This window comes from Pseudomonas sp. JUb42, assembly GCF_024807945.1.
In the GTDB taxonomy this organism is placed as follows: domain Bacteria; phylum Pseudomonadota; class Gammaproteobacteria; order Pseudomonadales; family Pseudomonadaceae; genus Aquipseudomonas.
On record NZ_JANUFD010000016.1, the window covers coordinates 163,938 to 186,734 of the forward strand.

19 protein-coding genes are annotated in these 22,797 nt (G+C 60.4%); 10 read left to right on the top strand and 9 right to left on the bottom strand.

Going from position 1 to position 22,797, the window contains the following annotated elements; translation table 11 throughout:
* Positions 1-105: 105 nt before the first annotated feature.
* The 8 genes from M2401_RS27470 to M2401_RS27505 form a co-directional block, all read right to left on the bottom strand.
* Positions 106-2,028: a PrkA family serine protein kinase gene (locus M2401_RS27470; RefSeq protein ID WP_259108428.1), complete on the bottom strand. Its 1,923-nt coding sequence runs from the start codon at positions 2,026-2,028 to the stop codon at positions 106-108.
* A 288-nt stretch (positions 2,029-2,316) separates the two neighbouring features.
* Entirely contained in the window at positions 2,317-2,637 is a 321-nt protein-coding gene (gene glpE / locus M2401_RS27475; protein ID WP_259108430.1) for a thiosulfate sulfurtransferase GlpE, read from the bottom strand.
* Positions 2,638-2,675: 38 nt separating this feature from the next.
* Positions 2,676-3,554: a symmetrical bis(5'-nucleosyl)-tetraphosphatase gene (locus M2401_RS27480; RefSeq protein WP_259108431.1), complete on the bottom strand. Its 879-nt coding sequence runs from the start codon at positions 3,552-3,554 to the stop codon at positions 2,676-2,678.
* Positions 3,554-3,934 carry a Co2+/Mg2+ efflux protein ApaG gene (gene apaG, locus M2401_RS27485; protein ID WP_259108433.1) on the bottom strand — a complete coding sequence of 127 codons (381 nt, stop codon included), beginning with the start codon at positions 3,932-3,934 and terminating at the stop codon, positions 3,554-3,556. Before apaG ends, M2401_RS27480 begins: the two co-directional genes overlap by 1 nt.
* A 108-nt stretch (positions 3,935-4,042) precedes the next feature.
* Entirely contained in the window at positions 4,043-4,849 is an 807-nt protein-coding gene (rsmA, locus tag M2401_RS27490; RefSeq protein ID WP_259108435.1) for a 16S rRNA (adenine(1518)-N(6)/adenine(1519)-N(6))-dimethyltransferase RsmA, read from the bottom strand.
* Positions 4,846-5,835 carry a 4-hydroxythreonine-4-phosphate dehydrogenase PdxA gene (gene pdxA / locus M2401_RS27495; protein ID WP_259108437.1) on the bottom strand — a complete coding sequence of 330 codons (990 nt, stop codon included), beginning with the start codon at positions 5,833-5,835 and terminating at the stop codon, positions 4,846-4,848. The genes rsmA and pdxA overlap by 4 nt, the downstream gene beginning before the upstream one ends.
* Positions 5,832-7,154, bottom strand: a complete 1,323-nt coding sequence (locus tag M2401_RS27500) for a peptidylprolyl isomerase (protein WP_259108439.1) — start codon at positions 7,152-7,154, stop codon at positions 5,832-5,834. The genes pdxA and M2401_RS27500 overlap by 4 nt, the downstream gene beginning before the upstream one ends.
* On the bottom strand, positions 7,135-9,906 hold the full coding sequence (locus M2401_RS27505) for an LPS-assembly protein LptD (RefSeq protein WP_259108441.1): 2,772 nt from the start codon (positions 9,904-9,906) through the stop codon (positions 7,135-7,137). The genes M2401_RS27500 and M2401_RS27505 overlap by 20 nt, the downstream gene beginning before the upstream one ends.
* Before the next feature lie 128 nt (positions 9,907-10,034).
* On the opposite strand from M2401_RS27505, the gene M2401_RS27510 reads away from it, so the two are divergent.
* The 3 genes from M2401_RS27510 to M2401_RS27520 all read left to right on the top strand — a co-directional run bounded on the left by M2401_RS27510 (position 10,035) and on the right by M2401_RS27520 (position 12,568).
* Positions 10,035-11,045: an aminoglycoside phosphotransferase family protein gene (locus tag M2401_RS27510; protein ID WP_259108443.1), complete on the top strand. Its 1,011-nt coding sequence runs from the start codon at positions 10,035-10,037 to the stop codon at positions 11,043-11,045.
* An 83-nt stretch (positions 11,046-11,128) separates the two neighbouring features.
* Complete coding sequence (murU, locus tag M2401_RS27515) at positions 11,129-11,800, top strand: N-acetylmuramate alpha-1-phosphate uridylyltransferase MurU (RefSeq protein WP_259108445.1); 672 nt, start codon at positions 11,129-11,131, stop codon at positions 11,798-11,800.
* Positions 11,801-12,568 (top strand): DnaJ domain-containing protein, encoded by a 768-nt coding sequence (locus tag M2401_RS27520; protein WP_259108447.1) that lies wholly within the window; start codon positions 11,801-11,803, stop codon positions 12,566-12,568. It abuts the gene before it with no gap.
* A gap of 132 nt (positions 12,569-12,700) precedes the next feature.
* On the opposite strand, the gene M2401_RS27525 is transcribed toward M2401_RS27520, so the two are convergent.
* Complete coding sequence (locus M2401_RS27525; protein WP_259108449.1) at positions 12,701-13,723, bottom strand: alpha/beta hydrolase family protein; 1,023 nt, start codon at positions 13,721-13,723, stop codon at positions 12,701-12,703.
* Between the two features lie 161 nt (positions 13,724-13,884).
* Here M2401_RS27525 and M2401_RS27530 point away from each other — a divergent pair, with 161 nt between their 5' ends.
* From M2401_RS27530 to M2401_RS27560, 7 genes are all read left to right on the top strand, one after another.
* Positions 13,885-15,858, top strand: a complete 1,974-nt coding sequence (locus M2401_RS27530) for a histidine kinase (protein ID WP_409033993.1) — start codon at positions 13,885-13,887, stop codon at positions 15,856-15,858.
* Positions 15,852-16,484, top strand: coding sequence for a response regulator transcription factor (locus tag M2401_RS27535; protein WP_259108514.1), 633 nt, complete (start codon positions 15,852-15,854; stop codon positions 16,482-16,484). The genes M2401_RS27530 and M2401_RS27535 overlap by 7 nt, the downstream gene beginning before the upstream one ends.
* A gap of 261 nt (positions 16,485-16,745) precedes the next feature.
* Positions 16,746-17,870, top strand: coding sequence for an ABC transporter ATP-binding protein (locus tag M2401_RS27540; protein ID WP_259108453.1), 1,125 nt, complete (start codon positions 16,746-16,748; stop codon positions 17,868-17,870).
* Positions 17,871-17,934: 64 nt separating this feature from the next.
* The gene (locus M2401_RS27545) at positions 17,935-18,969 is read left to right on the top strand and encodes an ABC transporter substrate-binding protein (protein WP_259108455.1); all 1,035 of its coding nucleotides are present in this window, start codon (positions 17,935-17,937) and stop codon (positions 18,967-18,969) included.
* Between the two features lie 94 nt (positions 18,970-19,063).
* Positions 19,064-20,311 (top strand): ABC transporter permease, encoded by a 1,248-nt coding sequence (locus M2401_RS27550; protein WP_259108457.1) that lies wholly within the window; start codon positions 19,064-19,066, stop codon positions 20,309-20,311.
* Positions 20,312-20,322: 11 nt separating this feature from the next.
* A complete protein-coding gene (locus M2401_RS27555; protein ID WP_259108459.1) occupies positions 20,323-21,147 on the top strand; it encodes an ABC transporter permease in 825 nt (274 codons plus the stop codon).
* Between the two features lie 141 nt (positions 21,148-21,288).
* A complete protein-coding gene (locus M2401_RS27560) occupies positions 21,289-22,662 on the top strand; it encodes a sigma-54-dependent Fis family transcriptional regulator (protein WP_259108461.1) in 1,374 nt (457 codons plus the stop codon).
* Positions 22,663-22,797: the final 135 nt, after the last annotated feature.

Consider the following 22,797-nt stretch of genomic DNA (forward strand, 5'->3'; position numbering starts at 1 on the left):
TCAAGCTGCAGGCCTGAAGCTTACAAAGCAAGCGGTCACATAACCCGAGCCTCGAACGCACCTAAGGCCCGCTCGAGGCTAGTAGCTTGCCGCTTGCCGCTGCCTTTACTGCGACTTCCTAACGCGCAGATACCATTCGGACAGAAGCCGTACCTGTTTGTCGGTATAGCCTCGTTCGACCATCCTGGTAACAAAGTCGTTGTGTTTCTGTTGGTCCTCTTTGCTGGCCTTGGCGTTGAAGCTGATGACCGGCAGCAAGTCCTCGGTGTTGGAGAACATTTTCTTCTCGATCACCACCCGCAGCTTCTCGTAGCTGAGCCAGGTCGGGTTCTTGCCGTTGTTGTTGGCGCGGGCGCGCAGGACGAAGTTGACGATTTCGTTGCGGAAATCCTTCGGATTGCTGATGCCGGCCGGTTTTTCGATTTTCTCCAGTTCTTCGTTCAGCGCGACGCGATTGAGAATCTCGCCGGTTTCCGGATCGCGGTATTCCTGATCCTGAATCCAGAAGTCCGCGTACAGCACGTAGCGATCGAAGATGTTCTGGCCGTATTCGCTGTAGGACTCCAGGTATGCGGTCTGGATTTCCTTGCCAATGAACTCGATATAGCGCGGTGCCAGGTATTCCTTGATAAAGCGCAGATAGCGCTCGCGGGTTTCGGCCTGGAATTGCTCCTGCTCGATCTGCTGCTCCAGCACATACAGCAGGTGCACCGGGTTGGCAGCGATTTCATGGGGGTCGAAGTTGAAGACCTTGGACAGGATCTTGAACGCGAAGCGAGTGGAAAGACCGTTCATGCCTTCATCGACGCCGGCGCTGTCACGGTATTCCTGAATCGACTTGGCTTTTGGATCGGTGTCCTTGAGGTTTTCGCCGTCGTACACGCGCATCTTCGAGTAGATGTTCGAGTTATCGGGCTCCTTGAGGCGCGACAGCGTGGTGAACTGCGCCAGCATTTTCAGGGTGTCCGGCGCGCAATGAGCCTTGGACAGGGAGCTGTTGAACAGAAGCTTGTCGTAGATCTTGATTTCGTCGCTGACACGCAAGCAGTACGGCACCTTGACGATGTAGATCCGGTCGATGAAAGCTTCGTTGTTCTTGTTGTTACGGAAACTGTGCCATTCCGATTCGTTGGAGTGGGCCAGCAGGATGCCGGTGAACGGGATCGCGCCCAAGCCTTCGGTACTGTTGTAGTTACCTTCCTGGGTGGCGGTAAGCAGTGGGTGCAGCACCTTGATCGGCGCCTTGAACATCTCGACGAATTCCATCAGCCCCTGGTTGGCCCGGCACAATGCGCCCGAATAGCTGTAGGCGTCCGCGTCGTTCTGTGGGAATTCTTCAAGTTTGCGGATATCGACCTTACCGACCAGAGCGGAAATGTCCTGGTTGTTCTCATCGCCCGGTTCAGTCTTGGCCACAGCGATCTGGTTGAGGATCGATGGATAGAGTTTGACTACCTTGAACTGGCTGATATCGCCCCCGAACTCAGCCAGGCGTTTGGTCGCCCAGGGCGACATGATGGTGCTTAGGTAGCGTCGCGGAATACCGAAGTCTTCTTCGAGGATTGCGCCGTCTTCGGTGGCATTGAACAGCCCCAGGGGCGATTCGAATACCGGCGAGCCTTTGATAGCGTAGAAGGGGACTTTTTCAATCAGTTGTTTGAGTTTTTCAGCCAGAGACGACTTACCACCGCCGACCGGGCCAAGCAGGTAGAGGATCTGTTTCTTTTCTTCCAGGCCTTGGGCGGCATGGCGGAAATACGAGACGATCTGGTCGATGCATTCTTCCATGCCATGGAAGTCGGCAAAGGCCGGATAGCGCCGGATGACCTTGTTGGAGAAGATTCGAGAAAGACGCGAGTTGGTCGACGTGTCGAGCAACTCAGGCTCGCCAATGGCCAGCAGAAGACGTTCTGCCGCAGAGGCGTATGCGCTGCGATCCTGTTTGCAGAGCTCTAAGTACTCCTGTAGCGAGAGCTCTTCCTGGCGTGTCGATTCAAAGCGTTGTTGGAAGTGGCTAAAAATACTCATGACGTCACCTCGCTCGATACGTGGAGCCGGCGGCGGATCGTCAGTCGATGCTGGCAGCAGCTGAGTATCCAGATGCCGTTTACCCCCCAGAACACCATAAAAGTAACTACCGATGACCCACGCGCCGGTGTACCGGCTCTCCCCTGATTACGGATGGCCTGAGGCTAAGGATAGTTCGGAATCGCGAAGATAAAGAAGGGATGAGCGATAAGTCAGGCCGACCGCTGGTCAGTTCGGGCGCGAACCCGCGTAGAACACGGGTTCGAGAGGCATAAATTTTTTTTCAGACTAGCCTTGTGCGGTTTCAGCCGGGAAGGTGGCTTTCCATAGCTCGAATCCGCCGTCGACGCTGTAGACCTCGGAGAAGCCCTGGCCCACCAGGTAGGCCGCCGCTTGCTGGCTGGAGTTGCCGTGATAGCAGACGACAACCAGAGGTTTGTCCAGATCGGCTTCGCGGATGAAGTCGGCGATCGAATGATTATCCAGATGGTGTGAGTCAGGAATGTGATTGCCGGCAAACGTCTGGGCGTCGCGCACATCGACGAAGACCGCGCCGCTCGCGCGCAGTTCGTGGGCTTTTTCCGGGGGGATACGTTTGAAGTCGGTCATGGACACTGGCTCCTTGGGTGTGAGGGTGAGGCCTGGCGTCAGGGCCTGGCCGCGGGTATGGGGGAAGAGGGCTCTTTCACCGGCGTGGCGTTGGCCAGGCCTTTGCCGTCGCAGTCGCAGTGATAGCGTTCCAGGGTATCGACATTGAGCAGAGTCATGGCCCCACCCCAGACGCAGCCGGTATCCAGAGCGAACACGCCGGGTTCATCGCAACGACCTTCAAGGGCTGCCCAATGGCCGAAGATGATCTTCTGCTCGCGAGTCTTGCGTTCCTTGTGGCTGAACCACGGGGCATAGCCGGGCATGGCGGTATCGGCGCCTTCCTTGCCTTTAAGGTCGAGCTTGCCTTCCGGGGTGCAGAAACGCATGCGGGTGAAGTAGTTGGTGATGACTCGCAAACGGGTTACGCCATGCAGGTCGTTGTCCCACTTGGCCGGTTCGTTGCCGTACATGCCTTCGAGAAAGGGTTCGTACAGCAGATCGTCATGTAGCACCGTCTCGACTTCGCCTGCCAGCTTGAGCGCTTTTTTCAGTGTCCATTGCGGTGGGATCCCGGCATGGACCATGGCGATATTGCGCTCTGCGTCGTAATGCATGAGTTTCTGTTGGCGCAGCCAGACCAGCAACTGGCCGGCATCCGGTGCTTCAAGAATCTCGCGCAGGGTGTCGTTACGTTTCAGGCGCTCGATCTTGCGCGCCGAGGCGAGCAGGTGCAGGTCATGATTGCCCAGCACGCAGACCAGGGATTCGCGCATGTTGTAGAGAAAGCGCAGGGTTTCCAGAGACTGCGGTCCCCGGTTGACCAGATCGCCGACCAGCCAGAGTTGGTCTTTGCCAGGCTCGAAATGGACATGCTCAAGCAGGCATTGCAACGGTTCCAGGCAGCCCTGCAGGTCGCCGACTGCATACACTGCCATCAGTGCAGCGATCCCGGTACGGCGAGGCGGAATGGAGCAATCACGGCATCGAAGCGTTTGCCATCGTCGGCGAGCATCTGGTAACTGCCCTGCATATTGCCGACTTTGGTGGTCATTACCGTGCCGCTGCTATAGGTATGGCTCTTGCCAACGCCGATCAGCGGCTGCTGGCCGACGACGCCTTCACCGCGGACTTCTTCGACCTGGCCGTCACCGTTGGTGATGACCCAGTGCCGCGACAGTAGCTTGGCGGGCACCTCGCCACTGTTGTGCACAGTGACGGTGTAGGCGAAGGCGAAGCGGTTCTGCTCGGGCTGCGACTGTTCGGCGAGGAAGCGGGTGACGACGCTGACGTCGACCTGATAACGGGAATCGGACATGCAGAGGGCCTTGGAAACTAATGCGAAATGAAGCCGGAGATCCCGGTGCAATCAGTCTAGGACATGTATCGGAGAAAAACATTTACCCGTTACATGTCCCTCTACAGCTTAAGCCGGGATCGGTTTTTCGCTCAGTTTGTCTGCCAGGCGGACAAAGGCAGCGAGGTCCAGTTGTTCGGGGCGCAGGCCTCCGTCGACACCAGCGGCGGTGATTTCATCGGCGCTGAGCAACAGTTTCAGGGTGTTGCGCAGGGTTTTGCGGCGCTGGTTGAACGCCTCACGCACGACGCGTTCAAGGACGCGATGGTCCTTGGCCGGATGCGGCAGTGTGGCATGGGGCACCAGGCGCACGATGGCCGAATCGACTTTCGGCGGCGGGTTGAACGCTCCCGGACCGACGTTGAACAGATGTTCCACGCGGCAATGGTACTGCACCATGATCGACAGACGACCCCAGTCACCTCCACCGGGACCTGCGGCGAGACGCTCGACCACTTCTTTTTGCAGCATGAAGTGCATGTCGTGGATCAGCGCGGCGTTGGCCAGCAGGTGGAAAATCAGCGGCGTCGAGATGTTGTACGGCAGGTTGCCGACCACGCGCAGGCTGCCGGGAGCGGCATCCAGGCTGTTGAAGTCGAACTTGAGCGCGTCACCCTGATGCAGGGAAAAATTGGGCTTGCCGCCGAACTGGTGGTTGAGGATCGGCACCAGGTCTTTGTCCAGTTCGATCACGTCCAGACGCGCGCCGCTGTTGAGCAGGCCCGCAGTCAGTGCGCCCTGGCCAGGGCCGATTTCCAGCAGGCGGTCGTCAGGCTTGGCGCGGATGGAACGCAGGATCTTGTCGATCACACCGGCGTCATGCAGGAAGTTCTGGCCGAAGCGCTTGCGCGCCTTGTGTTGGTATTGCTCGTTCATGAATGGGTCTCGGCCATCTGGTAGGCGGTTTGCAAGGCGACGTGCAGGCTGCCGGTGTCGATCTTGCCGCTGCCTGCCAGGTCCAGGGCGGTGCCATGGTCGACGGAAGTGCGGATGATCGGCAGGCCCAGGGTCACGTTGACCGCGGCGCCAAAGCCTTTGTACTTGAGTACGGGCAGGCCCTGGTCGTGGTACATCGCCAGCACTGCGTCGCAGTGCTCCAGATATTTGGGGGTAAAGAGAGTGTCTGCAGGCAGCGGGCCACGCAGGTCCATGCCCTCGCTGCGCAGGCGCTCCAGGGCAGGTTCGATAATGTCGATTTCTTCGCGGCCCAGGTGTCCGCCTTCACCGGCATGGGGGTTGAGCCCACAGACCAGGATGCGCGGCCGGGAGATGCCGAACTTGTTGACCAGATCGGCATGAAGGATGCGCGTGACCCGCTCCAGCACCTGTGGGGTGATGGCATCGGCGACGTCGCGCAGGGGCAGGTGAGTGGTCACCAGGGCGACGCGCAGGTCGCCGGTGGCGAGCATCATCACCACTTGTTCGGTCTGGGTCAGTTCGGCGAGAAATTCGGTATGGCCGGAGAAAGCAATGCCGCCATCGTTGATCACGCCTTTGTGTACCGGGGCGGTGATCATGCCGGTGAATGCGCCGTCGATGCAGCCTTGGCCCGCGCGGGTCAGGGTCTCCAGGACGAATGCGCCATTGGCCTTGTCCAGTTGCCCGGCTACCACCGGGGCGCGCAGCGGTGTATCCCAGACATACAGGCTGCCAGCCGGGGCTGGCTGCTCGGGCCAGGCGTCAGGGCTGACGCTCAGCAGATTGACGACCACACCCAGTTGCGTGGCCCGCTCGGCGAGCAGGTCATGACTGGTAATGGCAATCAGGGGATACGGTTGCGGCTCGGCGGCGATCAGCAGGCAAAGGTCGGGACCTATGCCTGCGGGCTCACCGGGTGTCAGGGCGAAGCGTTTTTGTTTCACTGTGGGGCCTTGTCAGCGCCAGGCAGTTTGATTTCCACGTAGGCTTCGTCGCGAATCTGACGCAGCCAGCTTTCCAGCTCTTCGTCATATTTGCGGGTGCGCAGTACGTTCATCGCTTGTTGGTCGCGAGCCTGGTTGGTGGCGTCGGTGGAGCGACGGCCCAGGACTTCCAGAACGTGCCAGCCATATTGGGTCTGGAACGGCTTGGACAGCTGACCTTGTGGCGTCGAGTTCATCACTTCGCGGAACTCGGGAACCAGGTTGGTCGGATCGACCCAGTTCATGTCGCCGCCGTTAAGCGCCGAACCCGGATCTTCCGAGAAGCTCTTCGCCAGTTCGCCGAAGTCTTCGCCGCCTTCAATGCGGTCGTAGATCTTCTGCGCCAGGCGCTTGGTTTCTTCTTCGCTGCGGATTTCGCTTGGCTTGATCAGAATGTGGCGCACATGCACTTCATCGCGCATTTGGGCCTGGCCCGCGCCGCCGCGTTTTTCCAGCAGTTTGATGATGATGAAACCGGCCGGCGTACGTGCTGGCGGAGTTACGTCACCAATCGGCATGGAACCGAGCATGTCACCGAACGGAGGTGGCAACTGGGCGGATTTGCGCCAGCCAATATCACCGCCATCCAGAGCGTTTTCGCTGGACGAGTTGGCAACGGCCATCTGACCGAAGTCAGCGCCGGCCTTGAGCTTGTCGTAGATGCCCTTGGCCTTGGCGGCGGCAGCCTGGATTGTCGCCGCGTTGGCGCTTTCCGGGGTGCCGATCATGATCGTGGCCAGGTGGAATTCCTGCGACAGCTGAGCCTTGCCCTGGTCGGAGGCGAGGAAGTTCTTCACTTCCTGATCCGAGACCTGGATACGGTCGGCTACCCGGCGCTGACGTACGCGGCTGATGATCATTTCCCGACGGACCTGATCACGGGCGTCGTTGAACGAGCCGCCGTCCTGAGCGATGGCCTTGCGGAACTGCTCCACTGTCATGTTGTTGCGCTGAGCAATGGTGGCGATGGCCGCGTTCAGTTCTTCGTCGCTGATGCGAATGCCGGAACGTTCACCGACCTGCAACTGCAGGTTTTCCAGAATCAGGCGATCGAGCACCTGGGGTTCCAGAACGCCCGGAGGTGGCATGGCGCCGCCTCGTTTGGCGAGGTTCTGTTTGACTTCGCGGGTACGCTGGTCGAGCTGGCTTTTCATGATCACGTCGTTATCGACGATGGCCACGACGCTGTCGAGCGGCTGTACCGCAGCGTGAACTGCGGAACCCAGGAGTAGCGCGCCCAGCAACAGCGGGCGCAGAGAATCAGAAAGCTTGGTCTTCACGTTCACGATAACCTTGGATGCCTTTGTCGAGGAAGCTCTCTACTTTGGCGCCGGTAACGCCACCAAGTCCCTTCAACACAATTTGGAGGAATATGCCGCGGTCGCCTTTTTCGTTCTGAGGGGCGTCCTGGCTGAATTCGTCATAGTCGACCCAGTAACGGCTGATCAGACGCATTTTCCAGCAGCAGTTGTCGTATTCGAAGCCACCGAAGGCTTCCAGAGTACGGTTGCGGTTGTAGTCGTATTCCCAGCGGCTGATAGCGCTCCACTGCGGCACGATTGGCCAGATGACCGAGAAGTCGTGCTGCTGGATTTTGTAGTAATCCTTGACGTAGTTCGCGGTGCCTGGGGTGCCGTAGTCGCCGCCGCCCACGGTCCACTTGCCGGTGGTCTGGTCGTAACGGACCAGGTCATTGCGGTAGCGGTAGCCGAAGTTGACGATCTTGCCCGGGTTGCTTTCAGGCTGGTAATGGAACATCGCGCTGCCGGAACGGGTGCTGCGGCTGTCCGGATCCCAGTTGAAGTCCGAGCTGACACGCCAGTCGCGGTCGAAGCGATATTCGTATTCCAGAGCGTAAGGCGAAACGTCGGATTGCGCGTCTTTGCGGTCCTTGAACTCTACGCCCGGCAATTGCACCTTGCGATCCTTGAAGTACAACGCCTGACCGACGCTGAAGCGCTGACGTTCGAAGCCGTTGTCTTCGATCCAGCGGTTGGTCACGCCCAGGGACAGTTTGTTTTCGTCGCCGATACGGTCGGAGCCGACGAAGCGGTTGTCACGGAATAGCGAGGCATAGTTGAACGTGGTTTCGGCGGTATCGAAGACCGGGATGTCCGTCTGATCGACCTCAGGAACATAGAGGTAGTAAGCGCGGGGTTCCAGGGTCTGGCGATAGTTGGTGCCGAACCAGTTGGTGTTGCGGTCGAAGTACAGGCCGCTGTCGACGCTGGCGATAGGCACGCTGCGGCTCTGGCTGCGGTTGTATTTCTCGTCGGTTTGCAGGGTGGTCTTGCCTTCGCCGTCGAGATCCAGATCGTACTGGGTGTAGGCGTACTTGAGCGTCGGCTTCAGGTAGCCAAAGGTCCAGTCAAGTGGCAGGCTCATCGACGGTTGCAGGTTCAGGCGGGTACCGTTGGCGCGGGCCAGACCCTGTACGTTTCGGTCCAGACGAGGTGCCGAGAAGCCATCTTCGTTGACGTAGTCACCGTCTTTCAAATCGCGGTCGAAGCGCACCAGCTCGGCCTGCCAGTTCAGCTTCAGGCCTTCAGGCTCCCACGGCAATGCGCCGCTGAGGCTGATTTGCGGCAAGCGGTTGTAAGGCGTGATGTTGGCCACGGTCGCCAGCTTGTAGGCCTGGGCGTTGATCTGTGCCCAGACGTTGTCGCCGCGATAGGTCAACGAACCCTGCTGATTGACGTAGTCGGTTTTCGACACGCCGATCTGGTCGGTCTGCAGGTCCTGGAAGTAGTACGGATCGCTGATGTCGGTGTAGTCGACGTGTGTCAGCCAGCGCGAGTCGAGACCGCCCGTGTGCTGCCAGTTGATCATCCAGCGGGTCTTGTCGTAGTCCGTCTGCAGCTTGCGGTCGTCGTCTTTGTCGTTCAGGTACGCGCCGCCGAACTGGCCTTCGCTGGTCTTGGTCAGGTAGCGGAATTCGCCTTCGAGCAATTCGCCACGCTTGGCCATGAAGCGAGGGTACAACGTGGCATCGTAGTTCGGCGCCAGGTTGAAGTAGTACGGGGTGACCAGCATCAGGCCGGTCTTGCTGCCGGTGCCGATGGTCGGCGGCAGGAAGCCCGATTGACGACGGTCGTCGATCGGGAAGTAGAAGTACGGCGTGTACAGGACCGGGATGTCCTTGACGCGCAGGGTCACGTTGGTCGCGGTACCGAAGCCGGTGGCCGGGTTCAGGGTGATGTTATTACCCTTGAGCGTCCAGGCGTTGCTGTTCGGTTCGCACGTGGTGTACGTGCCGTCCTTGAGCCGGATGATCGCGTTCTCGGCACGCTTGGCGTACAGGGCGTTACCGCGCACGTTGGATTTGTGCAGCACATATTCGGCGTTATCGACCTTGGCTTCACCGGTGTCGAGCTGGATCTCGGCGTGGTCGCCGACGATCAGAGCACCGTTGTCGCGCAGACGGACATCGCCGTTGAGCTCGCCACGGTTTTCGGCCTGGTGCAGGCTGGCTTCTTCAGCCTGGATCTGCATGCTGCCCTGGCGCATGACAACGTCACCGGCCAGGGTCGCAGTCTGGGATTCCTGCTCGTAACGCGAAGCCTTGGCGCCGAGGAAGGTCGGCGACTCGCCTTTGGGCGTCGAGTCGTTCATGCCCGGACGGATCGGCTCGATGTAGGCACCGGAGCAATAAGGCGCGGTCTCGGCCAATTGCGCAGCGGTGAGCTTCTCGCGTGGGACCCAGTCCAGGTGGCTGTAGTCGGCGCTGCGCGAACGCAGGCCCTTGCCCTTGGCTTCGGTGACCAGTTTGGTCGTGGCCACCGTCTCACCGCCAACGCCGGTCTCCGTCACGGTTCCATTGGAACTGACGGCGGTCGCGCTGTGCACGGGACGTGGGGGCAGCACAGCCGTGGGGCTTTTCGGGGCGCAATTCCACGCTCCCGAAGCAGAGACCGAACAGTCATACTGTTCGGCGGCAACCACGAATGGTGCAGCCAGGGGTTGCATTACCAGCAGACTGCCGGTCACTAGCAACGGAAATTTTTTACGAAACGCGGGGGATTTCAATGCCATCTTATTAGTCCGGGCTTCCTGCGTGCCATCTGCCCGCGGGGGGGCCGCACGCCTTTCGATGGGCTGAAAAAGGCCCCGATAATAAAGCATGACCCGCTTGACGGCTAGCGCCGTCGGAGACCCTTGTAATGCCTGATCAAGATGTACGCCTGCAACACCTCAAAGTTTGGCTCGATGAGCAATTGCAAGCACTTTTTTTAGCCGAGGGTTGGGGCGCGATACCCCCGGCCACGTTGACTGCCGCCAGTAGTGATGCGAGTTTCCGTCGGTATTTCCGCTGGCAGGGCGAAGGCCGCACTTTTATTGTCATGGATGCCCCGCCACCCCAGGAAAACTGCAAACCCTTCGTTGATATCGCACATTTATTAAGTCGCTCGGGCATTAATGTTCCGAAAATTTATGCCGAAGACCTGACGCGAGGGTTTTTGTTGCTCAGCGATCTGGGGGCAAAAACCTACCTGGATGTGATCGATGCCGACAGCGCCGATGGCCTGTTTGCCGATGCCATTGAAGCGTTGCTGGCTTTTCAGCAGTTGCCGATGGATGCACCGCTGCCCAGCTACGACGTAGCCTTGCTGCGGCGCGAGCTGGAGCTGTTTCCCGAGTGGTATGTGCGTCGTCATCTGGGCGTCGAACTGGATCCGGCGCAGTTGGCGCTCTGGCAGCGGGCCAGTGATTTGCTGATCGACAGCGCCCTGGCGCAACCCAAGGTGCTGGTGCACCGCGACTATATGCCGCGCAACCTGATGGTCAGCGCGCCTAATCCCGGCGTGCTGGATTTTCAGGATGCGGTGTACGGCCCGGTGACCTATGACGTGACGTGCCTGTTCAAGGATGCCTTCCTCAGTTGGCCCGAAGAGCGCGTCCAGGGCTGGCTGGGAGAGTATTGGGGCAAGGCCCGGGCGTTGGGCATTCCGGTTCAGGACAGCATTGAAGCGTTCATGCGCGACAGCGACCTGATGGGTGTGCAGCGCCATTTGAAAGTGATCGGGATTTTTGCGCGTATCTGCCATCGTGACGGCAAGCCGCGCTACTTGAGCGACGTACCGCGTTTCTTTGCCTATATAGACGCGGTATTGGCGCGGCGGCCTGAGCTGGACGATTTGCGGCAGTTGTTGAGCGGCCTGCCACAAGCCTGAGACGCGCGGGTTGTCACACCTCGTACAGGGCTGTATGAAGGTGATCATTCTAATAAAGGGTCGATTGTTTTGAAGAGGGATGCATGAAAGCGATGATTCTCGCTGCCGGTAAGGGTGAGCGCATGCGCCCCTTGACCTTGCACACGCCCAAACCGTTGGTGCGTGCGGGCGGTGTACCGCTGATCGAATACCATCTGCTGGCGCTGCGTGCGGCGGGCTTCGCCGACGTAGTGATCAATCACGCCTGGCTGGGGCAGCAGGTCGAGGATCACCTGGGCGATGGGCAGCGCTTCGGCCTGCATATTCGTTATTCCCCCGAAGGCGAGCCGCTGGAAACCGGTGGCGGGATTTTCCGCGCCCTGCCATTGCTCGGCGATGAGCCTTTTGCCGTGATCAATGGCGATATCTGGACCGATTACGCCATGACCGCCCTGCGTCGCCCTCTCGAAGGCCTGGCGCATCTGGTGTTGATCGATAACCCTGTGCACCATCCGGACGGCGACTTTGCCCTGCTCGACGGGCATGTCCGCGACGATCTTCCCGATGCGCCGAAGCTGACCTACAGCGGTATCGCGATTCTGCACCCGCGCCTGTTCGCCGGGTGCCAGGACGGCGCCTTCAAGCTGGCGCCGCTGTTGCGTGCGGCCATGGCCGAGGGCCGGGTCACTGGCGAGCACTTCCGTGGCCGCTGGGTCGATGTCGGCACCCACGAGCGTCTGGCTGAAGTCGAGCAACTGCTAGCGGTGACTCACTAGATGCTGTGGCCAACCACGTTGATCGGCGCAGGAACCGGTTTTGTCATTGCCAGTATCCCCGGTGCCCTGCTCGGTGCCTTGTTGGGGCAGGCGCTGGATCGTCGCCTTGAACTGCACAGCTGGGCGCATCTGCGCGCACGTTTGGGCGGCCGCCCGGTGCCGCGGGACGATGAACTGGTGTTCATTCTGCTCGGGCGCCTGGCCAAGAGTAATGGCCGGGTGCGCGACAGCCATATCTTGCTTGCACGCGTGGAAATGCGTCGCCTGGACCTGAGCGAACCGGCTCAGCGCCGGGCCATTGCTGCGTTCAATCGCGGCAAGGACGGGCGCGACAAACTGCGCGGCTATCTGCGGCGTCTCAATACCCAGCCCCATGCTGCCGAGGGCCTGTTGCGCGCCTGTTGGCGCATGGCCTGGGCCGAGGGGCGACCGACGCGTGTCGAGCGTGACCTGATCATTCTGTGGGGCAAATGGCTTGGCTGGACGGCGGCGAAAGTCGAAGCGTTGTCTTCCGATTCCGACCCGCAAAAGCGTGCGCTACCGACCCGCGCCGAGGAGTATCAGCACGCTCTGATTCTGCTCGGCGTGACGACGGAGACTGAGCCGGCGCAGATCAAGCACGCCTATCGCCGCCTGCTCAGCCGCTACCATCCCGACAAGGTCGCCGGGGCCGGTGCCAATGAATTGCAGGTGCGCGACGCGACGGAAATCACCAGTGAACTGCATCACGCCTACAAGCTGGTGAAGGAGCGGCGCGGGTTTCGTTGAGAACGAGGTCTGGCCCGGTTGCTGTTCGTGGGAGCCGCCTTGGTAGCGCTCGCAATAGCGTCGGGGACTGTCCCGACGTCATCGCCAGCAAGCCGGCCCCCACATAACCTCATTCCAAATCGCCGATTCGGGTTACTTCGCCTCCAGCCACCCCCTGACCCGACGGAACATCTGTTCCTGCTCGGCAGCCTTGTTGCCGGGGATTGCGGTCAGCTGGATCTGGGTGAACGCGGAGCCCTTGACCCGTTTGCTCGCTTGCAGGCGGTCCTGGGCTGCGCGTTGCTCATTCGGCCAACCCTTGAAGACGAAGTCCGAGGTTTTCGCTTTCAGGGTCGGCACCAGCGCGGCGAGCAATGGCTTGGCGTCGACGGGTTCTCTGGCCGAGACCATGACGAAGTGCTGGACCAGCGGCGAAGGCTTCTCGCTGGTATAGCGGGCAGCCCAGTAGGCGCCGTTGCCGTGGCCGAGCAGGACGATGGTGCGCGCCTTGTTCTGTTGAGCAAAGGCGATGGCGCTGTCGATGCGGGCAAAGATGCGATCGGCCGCAGCCTTTTCGCGCTCTTGTGCAGCAGCAGCTTTTGCGGCAGTGGCAGCGGCTTCTTTTTCCGCTGCGGCGGCGGCGCTGGCCTCGGTGGCTGCGGCATCCTTGGGTGCGTCTTTGGCCGGTTCTTTTTTCGCCGCTTCTTTTTTGTCCTTGTCGCCTGTGCTCGCCTCGCCAGTGGCAGCGTCCTCTTCACGAGGGTCGCTGCCATCGCTGAGGGCGTCAGGCAGGGTAATGCTCAGGCTGGCCCAACCGGCATCGGGGAGCTTGCGCCGCAGCGGGCCGACCGCTTCCGGCCAGTCGGCGGATTCGTCGGCACCGGGGACGATGACCACCGTGCCTTTCGGATCGTCCGTATTGGCCGGCTTCCACAAGGCGAGAAAATTATCGTCGCCCGCCTGCAGCTTTTGCAGGTCAGCCTGGGGCAGGCTGCGCTCAAGGGCGATGGCGTCTTCCTGGGTGCGCTGCAACAGTGGCGCGTACTCGGGCGGTGGGGGCTCCTTGGCCTCGGCGGGCTTGGCCGGAGCGGGGTCCGCGGCCTGAACGGGCAGGGCACAAGGTAGTATCAGTGCCAGGCACAGCGCGGGAAACATTGCGCGATAGGTGTAAGACATCGGATATTCCAAAGCCAGAAACGATCCCGGCAGCCTAATGGGTTGATCGGCATTTGTCAGGCGCAGACATGCATGACGCAGCCAGAGGAGCACGAGGGAGTGACACATTGACCAGTTGTTCATTGCGCAATGGATTTATCGGCGGCCTGGCGCTGCTCTTGATGGCAGTGCTGTCGATGAGCCGTGCGCAGGCCGCGCCGGACGAAAGCGAGGTGGGTATCCAACTGAGCCAGGAGCAGCGCGAGTGGCTCAATCAGCGCAGCCAATTGCGCGTCGGCCTGGTGATGCAGGCGCCTTACGCACAGTTCGACCGACGTTTGCAGCAGTTGTCGGGTGCCAATGTCGATGTGATGAACTGGCTGGAAAAAAGCCTGCGCACGGAATTGCTCTGGCGCAACTTCCCGGATCAGGCTGCCCTGGAGAAAGCCCTGGCCGAGGGCGCCATCGATATCGCCCCCGGCCTGACCCAGACCCCGGCCGGCTTGCGGCGCTGGGTGTTTTCCGACCCTTATCTGCGGATATCGCAACTGGTCGTCGGTGAGCGCGATGGCGCCGGCACCGTGGATCTGGAGAAGCTCGGTGATCAGTCCCGCGTGGCCGTGCGCATGCCCAGTGCGACCGCCGACTACCTGCGCAGCACCTATTCGCATCTAAATTTGCAAGGCGTACCCCAGGAGCGTCAGGCCTTGCAGTTATTGCTCACCCAGCAAGCGCGTTATGCCGTGGTCGATGAGGCGCAGCTCAGCCGTTTGTCCCGTGAGCCGGAGTTTAGCGATCTGGCGGTGGTGGGGGACATCGGCTATCCGCAGCTGCTGCGGGTTGCGACGCGCAAGGACTGGCCGCAGTTGGCCGAAATTGTTGCCGTGGCCCTGCGCGCCATTCCGGCCAGGGACCTGGATCAGTTGCACAACCGCTGGTTCCCGCTCAAGTATCCCCAGGCCAATACTTCGCCGGGGTTCTGGCAGAACATCAGCTTCCTGCTGCTGGTCTTGTTGCTGGCCTGCTTCACCATCGTCATCTGGCAGCGCCGCCAACAGCAGGAGCTGGAGCAGGCCTTGCTCAGCGCCCGTCATGACATCGCCCGCCGTCAACGTGGCGAGGAAGCCTTGCGCTTGGCGCAGTTTTCCATCGATCAGAGCACCCTGGGGATTCTCTGGGTCAACTGGGACAGTCACGTGCGCTATGCCAACCGGGCGGCGGAATCGATGCTGCGCTACGACGCTGGTGGCGCAGTGGATCGGCCGTTGATCGATTTCGAGCCGGGCCTGCATATGGATCGCTGGCTCAACCTATGGAACAGCGCCCGCTCCAGCGAAGACGCGCCGCTGAGTTTCGAGACCAACCTGACCTGCGCCGATGGCAGCATCCTGCCCGCCGACGTGTCGTTGAGCTTCCTGCGCTTTCGCGATGCGGAGTACCTGGTGGTATTCCTCAGCGACGTCAGCGACCGGCGCCGCGCCCATGAACAGTTGCGTGAGCTCTCGGCGCATCTGGAAAGCGTGCGCGAGGAAGAGAAGGCCCGCATCGCTCGGGAGGTTCACGACGAGTTGGGGCAGATGCTCACCGTACTCAAGCTGGAAACTTCGATGTGCGAGCTGGCCTATGCCGACCTCGACCCTGGCCTGCGTGATCGTCTCAACAGCATGAAGCGCTTGATTGCCCAGCTATTCCAGTTGGTACGCGACGTCGCCACGGCCCTGCGTCCGCCGATTCTCGATGCGGGCATCGCCTCGGCCATCGAATGGCAGGCCCGGCGTTTTGAGTCACGCACGCAGATTCCCTGCCTGGTACAGGTGCCGGATAACCTGCCGACCCTCAGCGATGCCAGGGCCATTGGCATGTTCCGTATCCTTCAGGAGGCGCTGACCAATGTCATGCGCCATGCCCAGGCCCATACCGTGGAAGTCAGCCTGACCCTGGACAGCGAAAGCGGCCTGATGTGCATGACCATTTCCGACGACGGCCGCGGCTTCGTACCTGAACCAGGGCGCCCGGTTTCCTTCGGTCTGGTCGGCATGCGCGAGCGGGTTTTGATGCTTGGCGGACGATTGGAGCTGGACAGTGAGTCGGGGGAGGGCACAACCTTGCGCGCTTTTATTCCATTGGACCAAGTCACTGAGGAGTCGCAATCGTGATTCGCGTATTGGTAGCCGAAGACCACACCATCGTGCGCGAGGGGATCAAGCAATTGATCGGCCTGGCCAAGGACATGCTGGTGGTCGGCGAGGCCAGCAATGGTGAACAACTGCTCGACACGCTGCGCCATATCGCCTGTGAGGTGGTGCTGTTGGATATCTCCATGCCGGGGGTCAATGGCCTGGAAGCGATCCCAAGGATCCGCGCGATGACCAATCCGCCAGCGATCCTGGTGTTGTCCATGCACGATGAAGCGCAGATGGCCGCGCGGGCGTTGAAGGTCGGCGCGGCAGGCTATGCCACCAAGGACAGCGACCCGGCCTTGCTGCTGACGGCGATTCGCCGGGTGGCCGGCGGTGGGCGTTATATCGACCCGGACCTGGCCGACCGCATGGTTTTCGAGGTCGGACTGACCGATAACCGTCCGCTGCATTCGCTGTTGTCCGAGCGCGAGTTTTCGGTATTCGAGCGCCTGGCCCAGGGCGCCAACGTCAACGATATTGCTCAGCAGCTAGCCCTGAGCAGCAAGACCATCAGCACCCACAAGGCGCGGCTGATGCAGAAGATGAACCTCAATTCCCTGGCGGATCTGGTCAAGTACGCGGTTGAACACAAACTGTTGTGATCCAAACGCGACATGCTTTCGCGGGCAAGCCTCGCTCCCACAGGCGACCTATAACCCTGTGGGAGCGAGGCTTGCCCGCGAAGACGCCAGCACAGACAAAAACAATCTAAAAACCGACATACCTATCTCCGCCATCCGTGTAGGGCAATCCCTACAAGCAACCTTCCAGAGTGCCTAGGCGAATCTCTCCTGCCCCCCGATTTGCGCGGCCTGCAGCCTAAACTAGGCTAGATCCACGCAGACAAAACAAAGGTGTGGGTAATGAGCGACGTCGATACAAGCGCTGGGGCGAAAGATGTTCTGGTCAGCTTTCGTGGTGTGCAGAAGAGCTACGACGGCGAAGCCCTCATCGTCAAAGACCTCAATGTGGATATTCGCAAAGGCGAATTCCTCACCCTGCTCGGGCCTTCGGGTTCCGGCAAGACCACCAGCCTGATGATGCTTGCCGGTTTCGAGACACCGACTGCCGGTGAGATCCTGCTCGAAGGCCGCTCCATCAACAACGTGCCGCCGCACAAGCGCGACATCGGCATGGTGTTCCAGAACTACGCACTGTTCCCGCACATGACCGTGGCCGAGAACCTGGCGTTCCCGCTGTCGGTACGTGGCCTGAACAAGACCGACGTCGGCGAGAAGGTCAAGCGCGCCCTGGACATGGTGCAACTGGGCAGCTTCGCCCATCGCTACCCGGCCCAGTTGTCCGGTGGTCAGCAGCAGCGTGTGGCCTTGGCCCGTGCACTGGTGTTCGAGCCGCAACTGGTGCTGATGGACGAACCCCTCGGCGCACTGGACAAGCAACTGCGCGAACACATGCAGATGGAAATCAAACATCTGCATCAGCGCCTGGGCGTGACCGTGGTCTACGTGACCCACGACCAGGGCGAAGCCCTGACCATGTCCGACCGCGTAGCAGTGTTCCATCAGGGCGAAATCCAGCAGATTGCCCCGCCGCGCACCCTTTACGAAGAGCCGTGCAACACGTTCGTGGCCAACTTCATCGGTGAAAACAACCGTCTCAACGGTCGTCTGGTCAGCCAGAACGGCGATCGTTGCGTGATTGAGCTGGGCCGTGGCGAGAAGGTCGAGGCCCTGGCGGTCAATGTCGGTCGTGCCGGTGATCCGGTAACTCTATCGATTCGTCCGGAGCGCATCTGCATCAATGGCAAGAGCGAAAGCTGCGTGAATCGCTTCTCCGGCCGTGTCGCAGAATTCATCTATCTGGGCGACCACGTCCGCGTGCGCCTGGAAGTGGCGGGCAAAACCGATTTCTTCGTCAAGCAACCCATCGCCGAGCTGGATTCGGCCCTGAGCGTTGGCGATGTCGTACCGATTGGCTGGCAGGTCGAGCACGTTCGCGCGCTCGATCCCTTGCAAGAAGTGCAATAACCAAGAGGCGAACAGATCGCCCTCTCCCCATCGCGAAACCAACTGCTCGTGGAGTGAAGTACAAATGCTAAGAACCATGAAACTCACCGCAATGACGCTGGGCATGATGTGCGCGGCGCAAGCCATGGCAGCCGCCGATCTGACTGTTATTTCCTTCGGCGGTGCGAACAAGACTGCTCAGGAAAAAGCGTTCTACGCCCCGTGGGAAAAGGCCGGTAACGGCAAGATCATCGCTGGCGAATACAACGGTGAAATGGCCAAGGTCAAAACCATGGTCGACACCAAAAGCGTCTCCTGGGACCTGGTAGAAGTCGAATCCCCTGAACTGGCTCGCGGTTGCAGCGAAGACATGTTCGAAGAGATCGACCCGGCGATCCTCGGCAAGAAAGAAGACTACGTACCGGGTGCCATCCAGACCTGCGGCGTTGGTTTCTTCGTTTGGTCGACCGTGTTGGCTTACAACGCCGACAAATTGAAAACCGCACCGACCAGCTGGGCTGACTTCTGGAACGTCAAGGAATTCCCGGGCAAGCGTGGCCTGCGCAAAGGCGCCAAGTACACCCTGGAATTCGCCCTGATGGCCGACGGCGTTGCGCCGAAAGACGTCTACAAAGTGCTGGCCAGCAAAGACGGCCAGGACCGCGCCTTCAAGAAACTGGATGAGCTCAAGCCGAACATCCAGTGGTGGGAAGCTGGCGCTCAGCCGCCGCAGTACCTGCAATCCGGTGACGTCGTGATGAGCTCGGCCTACAACGGTCGTATCGCGGCCGTGGCCAAGGAAAGCAACCTGAAAGTGGTGTGGACCGGTGGCGTCTACGACTTCGACTCCTGGGCCATTCCAAAGGGTTCGAAAAACGCGGCTGAAGCGAAGAAATTCCTCGCCTTCACCCTCGGCGCCGACCAGCAGAAGACCTACTCGGAAAACATCGCCTACGGCCCTGCCAACACCAAGGCTGTCAGCCTGTTGACCGCAGAAAACCAGGCGAACATGCCGACCAAGGCAGAAAACATCGCCAACCAGGTGCAGCTTGACGTTGCCTTCTGGACCGATAACGGCGAGTCCCTTGAGCAGCGCTTCACTGCCTGGGCTGCCAAGTAATCAGCAGTTGAGTTAGATCCTGGGTGCGCTCCCTCCTGTAGCCGTCTGGCGCAGGAGGGCGCACATCCCTTGTTCAAAGATTTCGGAGTTCGCTATGGCCACCGCCGTGCCCCTGACTGAAGGCGCCAGCCCCACCTTGAAGCAACGCCTGGCTCGCGCCGAGCGGGTCAACCGTTGGAAGGCCCAGGCCCTGATTGCACCCCTGGTCATCTTCCTGCTGCTGGTGTTTCTGGTACCGATTGCAGCACTGCTCTTCAAGAGCGTGGGCAACCCGGAAGTCGTCAATGGCTTGCCGAACACCGTTGTCGAAGTGAAAAAATGGGATGGCAAAGGCTTGCCGTCCGAGCCGGTCTATAAAGCGCTGAGCGTGGACCTGGGCGAAGCCCGCAAAAACTCGACCCTGGGCGAAACGTCCAAGCGTCTGAATATCGAGTTGGCAGGCTATCGCAGCCTGTTGACCAAAACCGCCCGTGCACTGCCGTTCAAGGAAGAGCCAGCGTCCTACAAGGAAGCCCTGGAAGCCCTCGACGAGCGTTGGGGCGATCCGGCGTACTGGCAGGCGATTCGCCGCAACACCAGTAGCGTCACTCCGTATTACCTGCTGGCTGCCGTTGACCACCGGATTGATGATCTGGGCGAAGTGGCCGCCGCGACCCCTGACCAGTCGATCTACCTGGACATCTTCGCCCGTACCTTCTGGATGGGACTGGTGATCACCGTGATCTGCCTGCTGTTGGCCTATCCGCTGGCCTACCTGCTGGCCAACCTGCCGGCACGGCAGAGCAACCTGCTGATGATCCTGGTGCTGTTACCGTTCTGGACCTCGATTCTGGTGCGGGTTGCCGCGTGGATCGTGCTGCTGCAATCCAGTGGCCTGATCAACAGTGCGCTGATGGCCATGGGCATCATCGATAAGCCGCTGGAACTGGTGTTCAACCGGGTCGGCGTGTACATCTCCATGGTCCACATCATGCTGCCGTTCATGATCCTGCCGATCTACAGCGTGATGAAGAGCATTTCCCCGACTTACATGCGTGCCGCGATCTCGCTGGGTTGCCCGCCGTTCCGCAGCTTCTGGCGGGTGTACTTCCCGCAGACCTATGCCGGTGTCGGTGCCGGTTGCCTGTTGGTGTTCATCCTGGCCATTGGTTACTACATCACCCCTGCGCTGTTGGGCAGCCCGAACGATCAGATGGTCAGCTACTTCGTCGCGTTCTACACCAACACCAGTATCAACTGGGGTATGGCTACTGCGCTGGGCGGCCTGCTGTTACTGGCAACCATCGTGCTTTATCTGATCTATAGCTGGTTGGTCGGCGCCAGCCGCCTGCGTTTGAGCTGAGGAGAGTCACCATGCTGAGTCCTTACACGTCACCCGTAGAGCGCGTCTGGTATTACGCCCTGCGTATCCTGTGTGGCCTGGTGCTGTTGTTCCTGGTGCTGCCGGTGCTGGTTATCGTGCCGTTGTCGTTCAACTCCGGCAGCTTTCTGGTTTACCCGCTGCAAGGATTTTCCCTGCACTGGTATCAGGACTTCTTCGGCTCCAACGAGTGGATGCGCGCCCTGAAGAACAGCATGATCGTAGCCCCGGCCGCGACCATCCTGGCCATGGTCTTCGGCACCCTGGCGGCCATCGGTCTGACCCGCGGCAACTTTCGCGGCAAGTCCCTGGTGATGGCCCTGGTGATTTCGCCGATGGTCGTGCCGGTGGTGATCATCGGTGTTGCCAGCTACCTGTTCTTCGCCCCGCTGGGCTTGGGTAACAGTTACACGTCGCTGATCCTGGTGCATGCGGTGCTGGGTGTGCCCTTCGTGATCATCACCGTGTCGGCCACTTTGCAGGGCTTCAACTACAACCTGGTCCGGGCTGCGGCCAGTCTGGGCGCTTCGCCGGTGACCGCGTTCCGTCGGGTGACCCTGCCGCTGATTGCTCCGGGGGTAATTTCCGGTGCGCTGTTCGCCTTCGCGACTTCATTCGATGAGGTGGTGGTGACCCTGTTCCTCGCCGGTCCCGAGCAGGCCACCCTGCCTCGGCAGATGTTCAGCGGCATCCGCGAAAACCTCAGCCCGACCATTGCTGCGGCGGCGACCCTGCTGATTGCCTTCTCCATCGTGCTGTTGCTGGTGCTGGAATGGCTGCGTGGGCGCAGTGAGAAAATGCGTACTGCTGCCGAGTAGGGTCCCAGGGCAGATCTGAGGCGAATTCTGTGGGAGCGAATTCATTCGCGAATAAAAGGTGATCAGCCGATCAAGGTATATTGGCTGATCTGGCCTCTTCGCGAATGAATTCGCTCCCACAATTGCGCCACGGAGCCCTCGGTGAACCTCAACGACCCCAGTTTCGAAGAACTGCTCGATGCCTTGCATGACGGTGTCTACATCACCGATGGCGATGGCAAGACGCTGAAGGTCAACCGTGCCTACGAGCGGCTCACCGGTCTGGACAGTGCCGACTTGATCGGCCGCCCCATGCAGGAACTGGTCAAGGATGGGGTGATTTCCCAGTCGGCGTCGCTGCGGGTGTTGCAAGAAGGCAAGCCGATTTCGGTGATGCAGAGCCTCAGCCAGGGCAAGAAATTGTTGGTCAGCGCTACGCCGATTCTTGCCGCCGACCGCAGCATTCGCTATGTGGTCAGCACTGTACGCGACATGACCGAACTGCTGCGCATGAAGCACGAACGCGATGAGCTGCAACAGCTCAAGCAACTGCGCAGCAGCACGGCGCGCCTGCATGCAGGACAGCGTGACAGCCTTCTGCACTCCCCGTTGATGGCCGATCAGCAAGTCTCCGGGCGCGTATTCGCCCTGGCCCGACAGGTGGCTGCCACTGATGTAAAAGTCTTGCTGCAAGGCGAGACCGGCGTCGGCAAGACCCTGGTGGCGCAGTTCATCCACAATGCCAGCGGCCGCGCCAAGGAGCCATTCCTGGCCCTGAACTGCGGGGCGTTGCCGGAGAACCTGATCGAGGCCGAGCTATTCGGCTATGCCCCCGGCGCCTTTACCGGGGCGGGTCCCAAGGGCAAGCGCGGCCTGCTGGAACTGGCCAACCACGGCACTCTGTTCCTCGATGAGATTGGCGACTTGCCGTTGCCAGTGCAGGTCAAGCTGCTCAAGGTCATCGAAGAGAATCGCTTTATCCCGGTGGGTGCTCTGGAGTTGAAGGAGGTCGATGTACGCATCATCAGCGCCACTCACCACGACCTCAAGCAACTGGTGGCCGAGGGACGTTTTCGTGCCGACCTGTATTACCGCCTCAACGTCGTGCCGATCAGCATCGCCGCCCTGCGCGAGCGCAGCGAAGAAATCCCGCTGCTGCTGCATTACTACCTGGCCAGTTGCAATGAGCGCTATCAGCGCCAGGTGCAGTTGAGTCTCGAAGCCTTGGACCTGCTCTGCGATTACGCTTGGCCGGGCAATATCCGCGAGCTGATCAATATCGTCGAGCGCCTGGTGGTGACCACTCGTACCGAGGTCATTGAGGCTCTGGATCTGCCGGAAGAAATCCTCAACCTCGACCCGCAGCACGCCGACGATAGCCGCCTGCCGTTGCGCAAGGTGCTGGAGAACGCCGAGCGCACGGCGATTCGCGCCGCGCTGCAACTGCACAAGACCACGCGTCAGGCGGCCAAGGCCCTGGGTGTGAGTCAGGCCACAGTGGTGCAGAAGATGAAGCGCTGGGAACGCTCTGATTAGGATTTCAATCAAAGCCGCTCCAGCGATCAGAAAACTGTTCGCTGCAACCCTTCAATTACCCTGCTGAATCACGCCAGCCCTTGTGCCACGGGGCTTTGCGCGTTTTGGCACGGCTTTGGCTATTCATGCTCGACG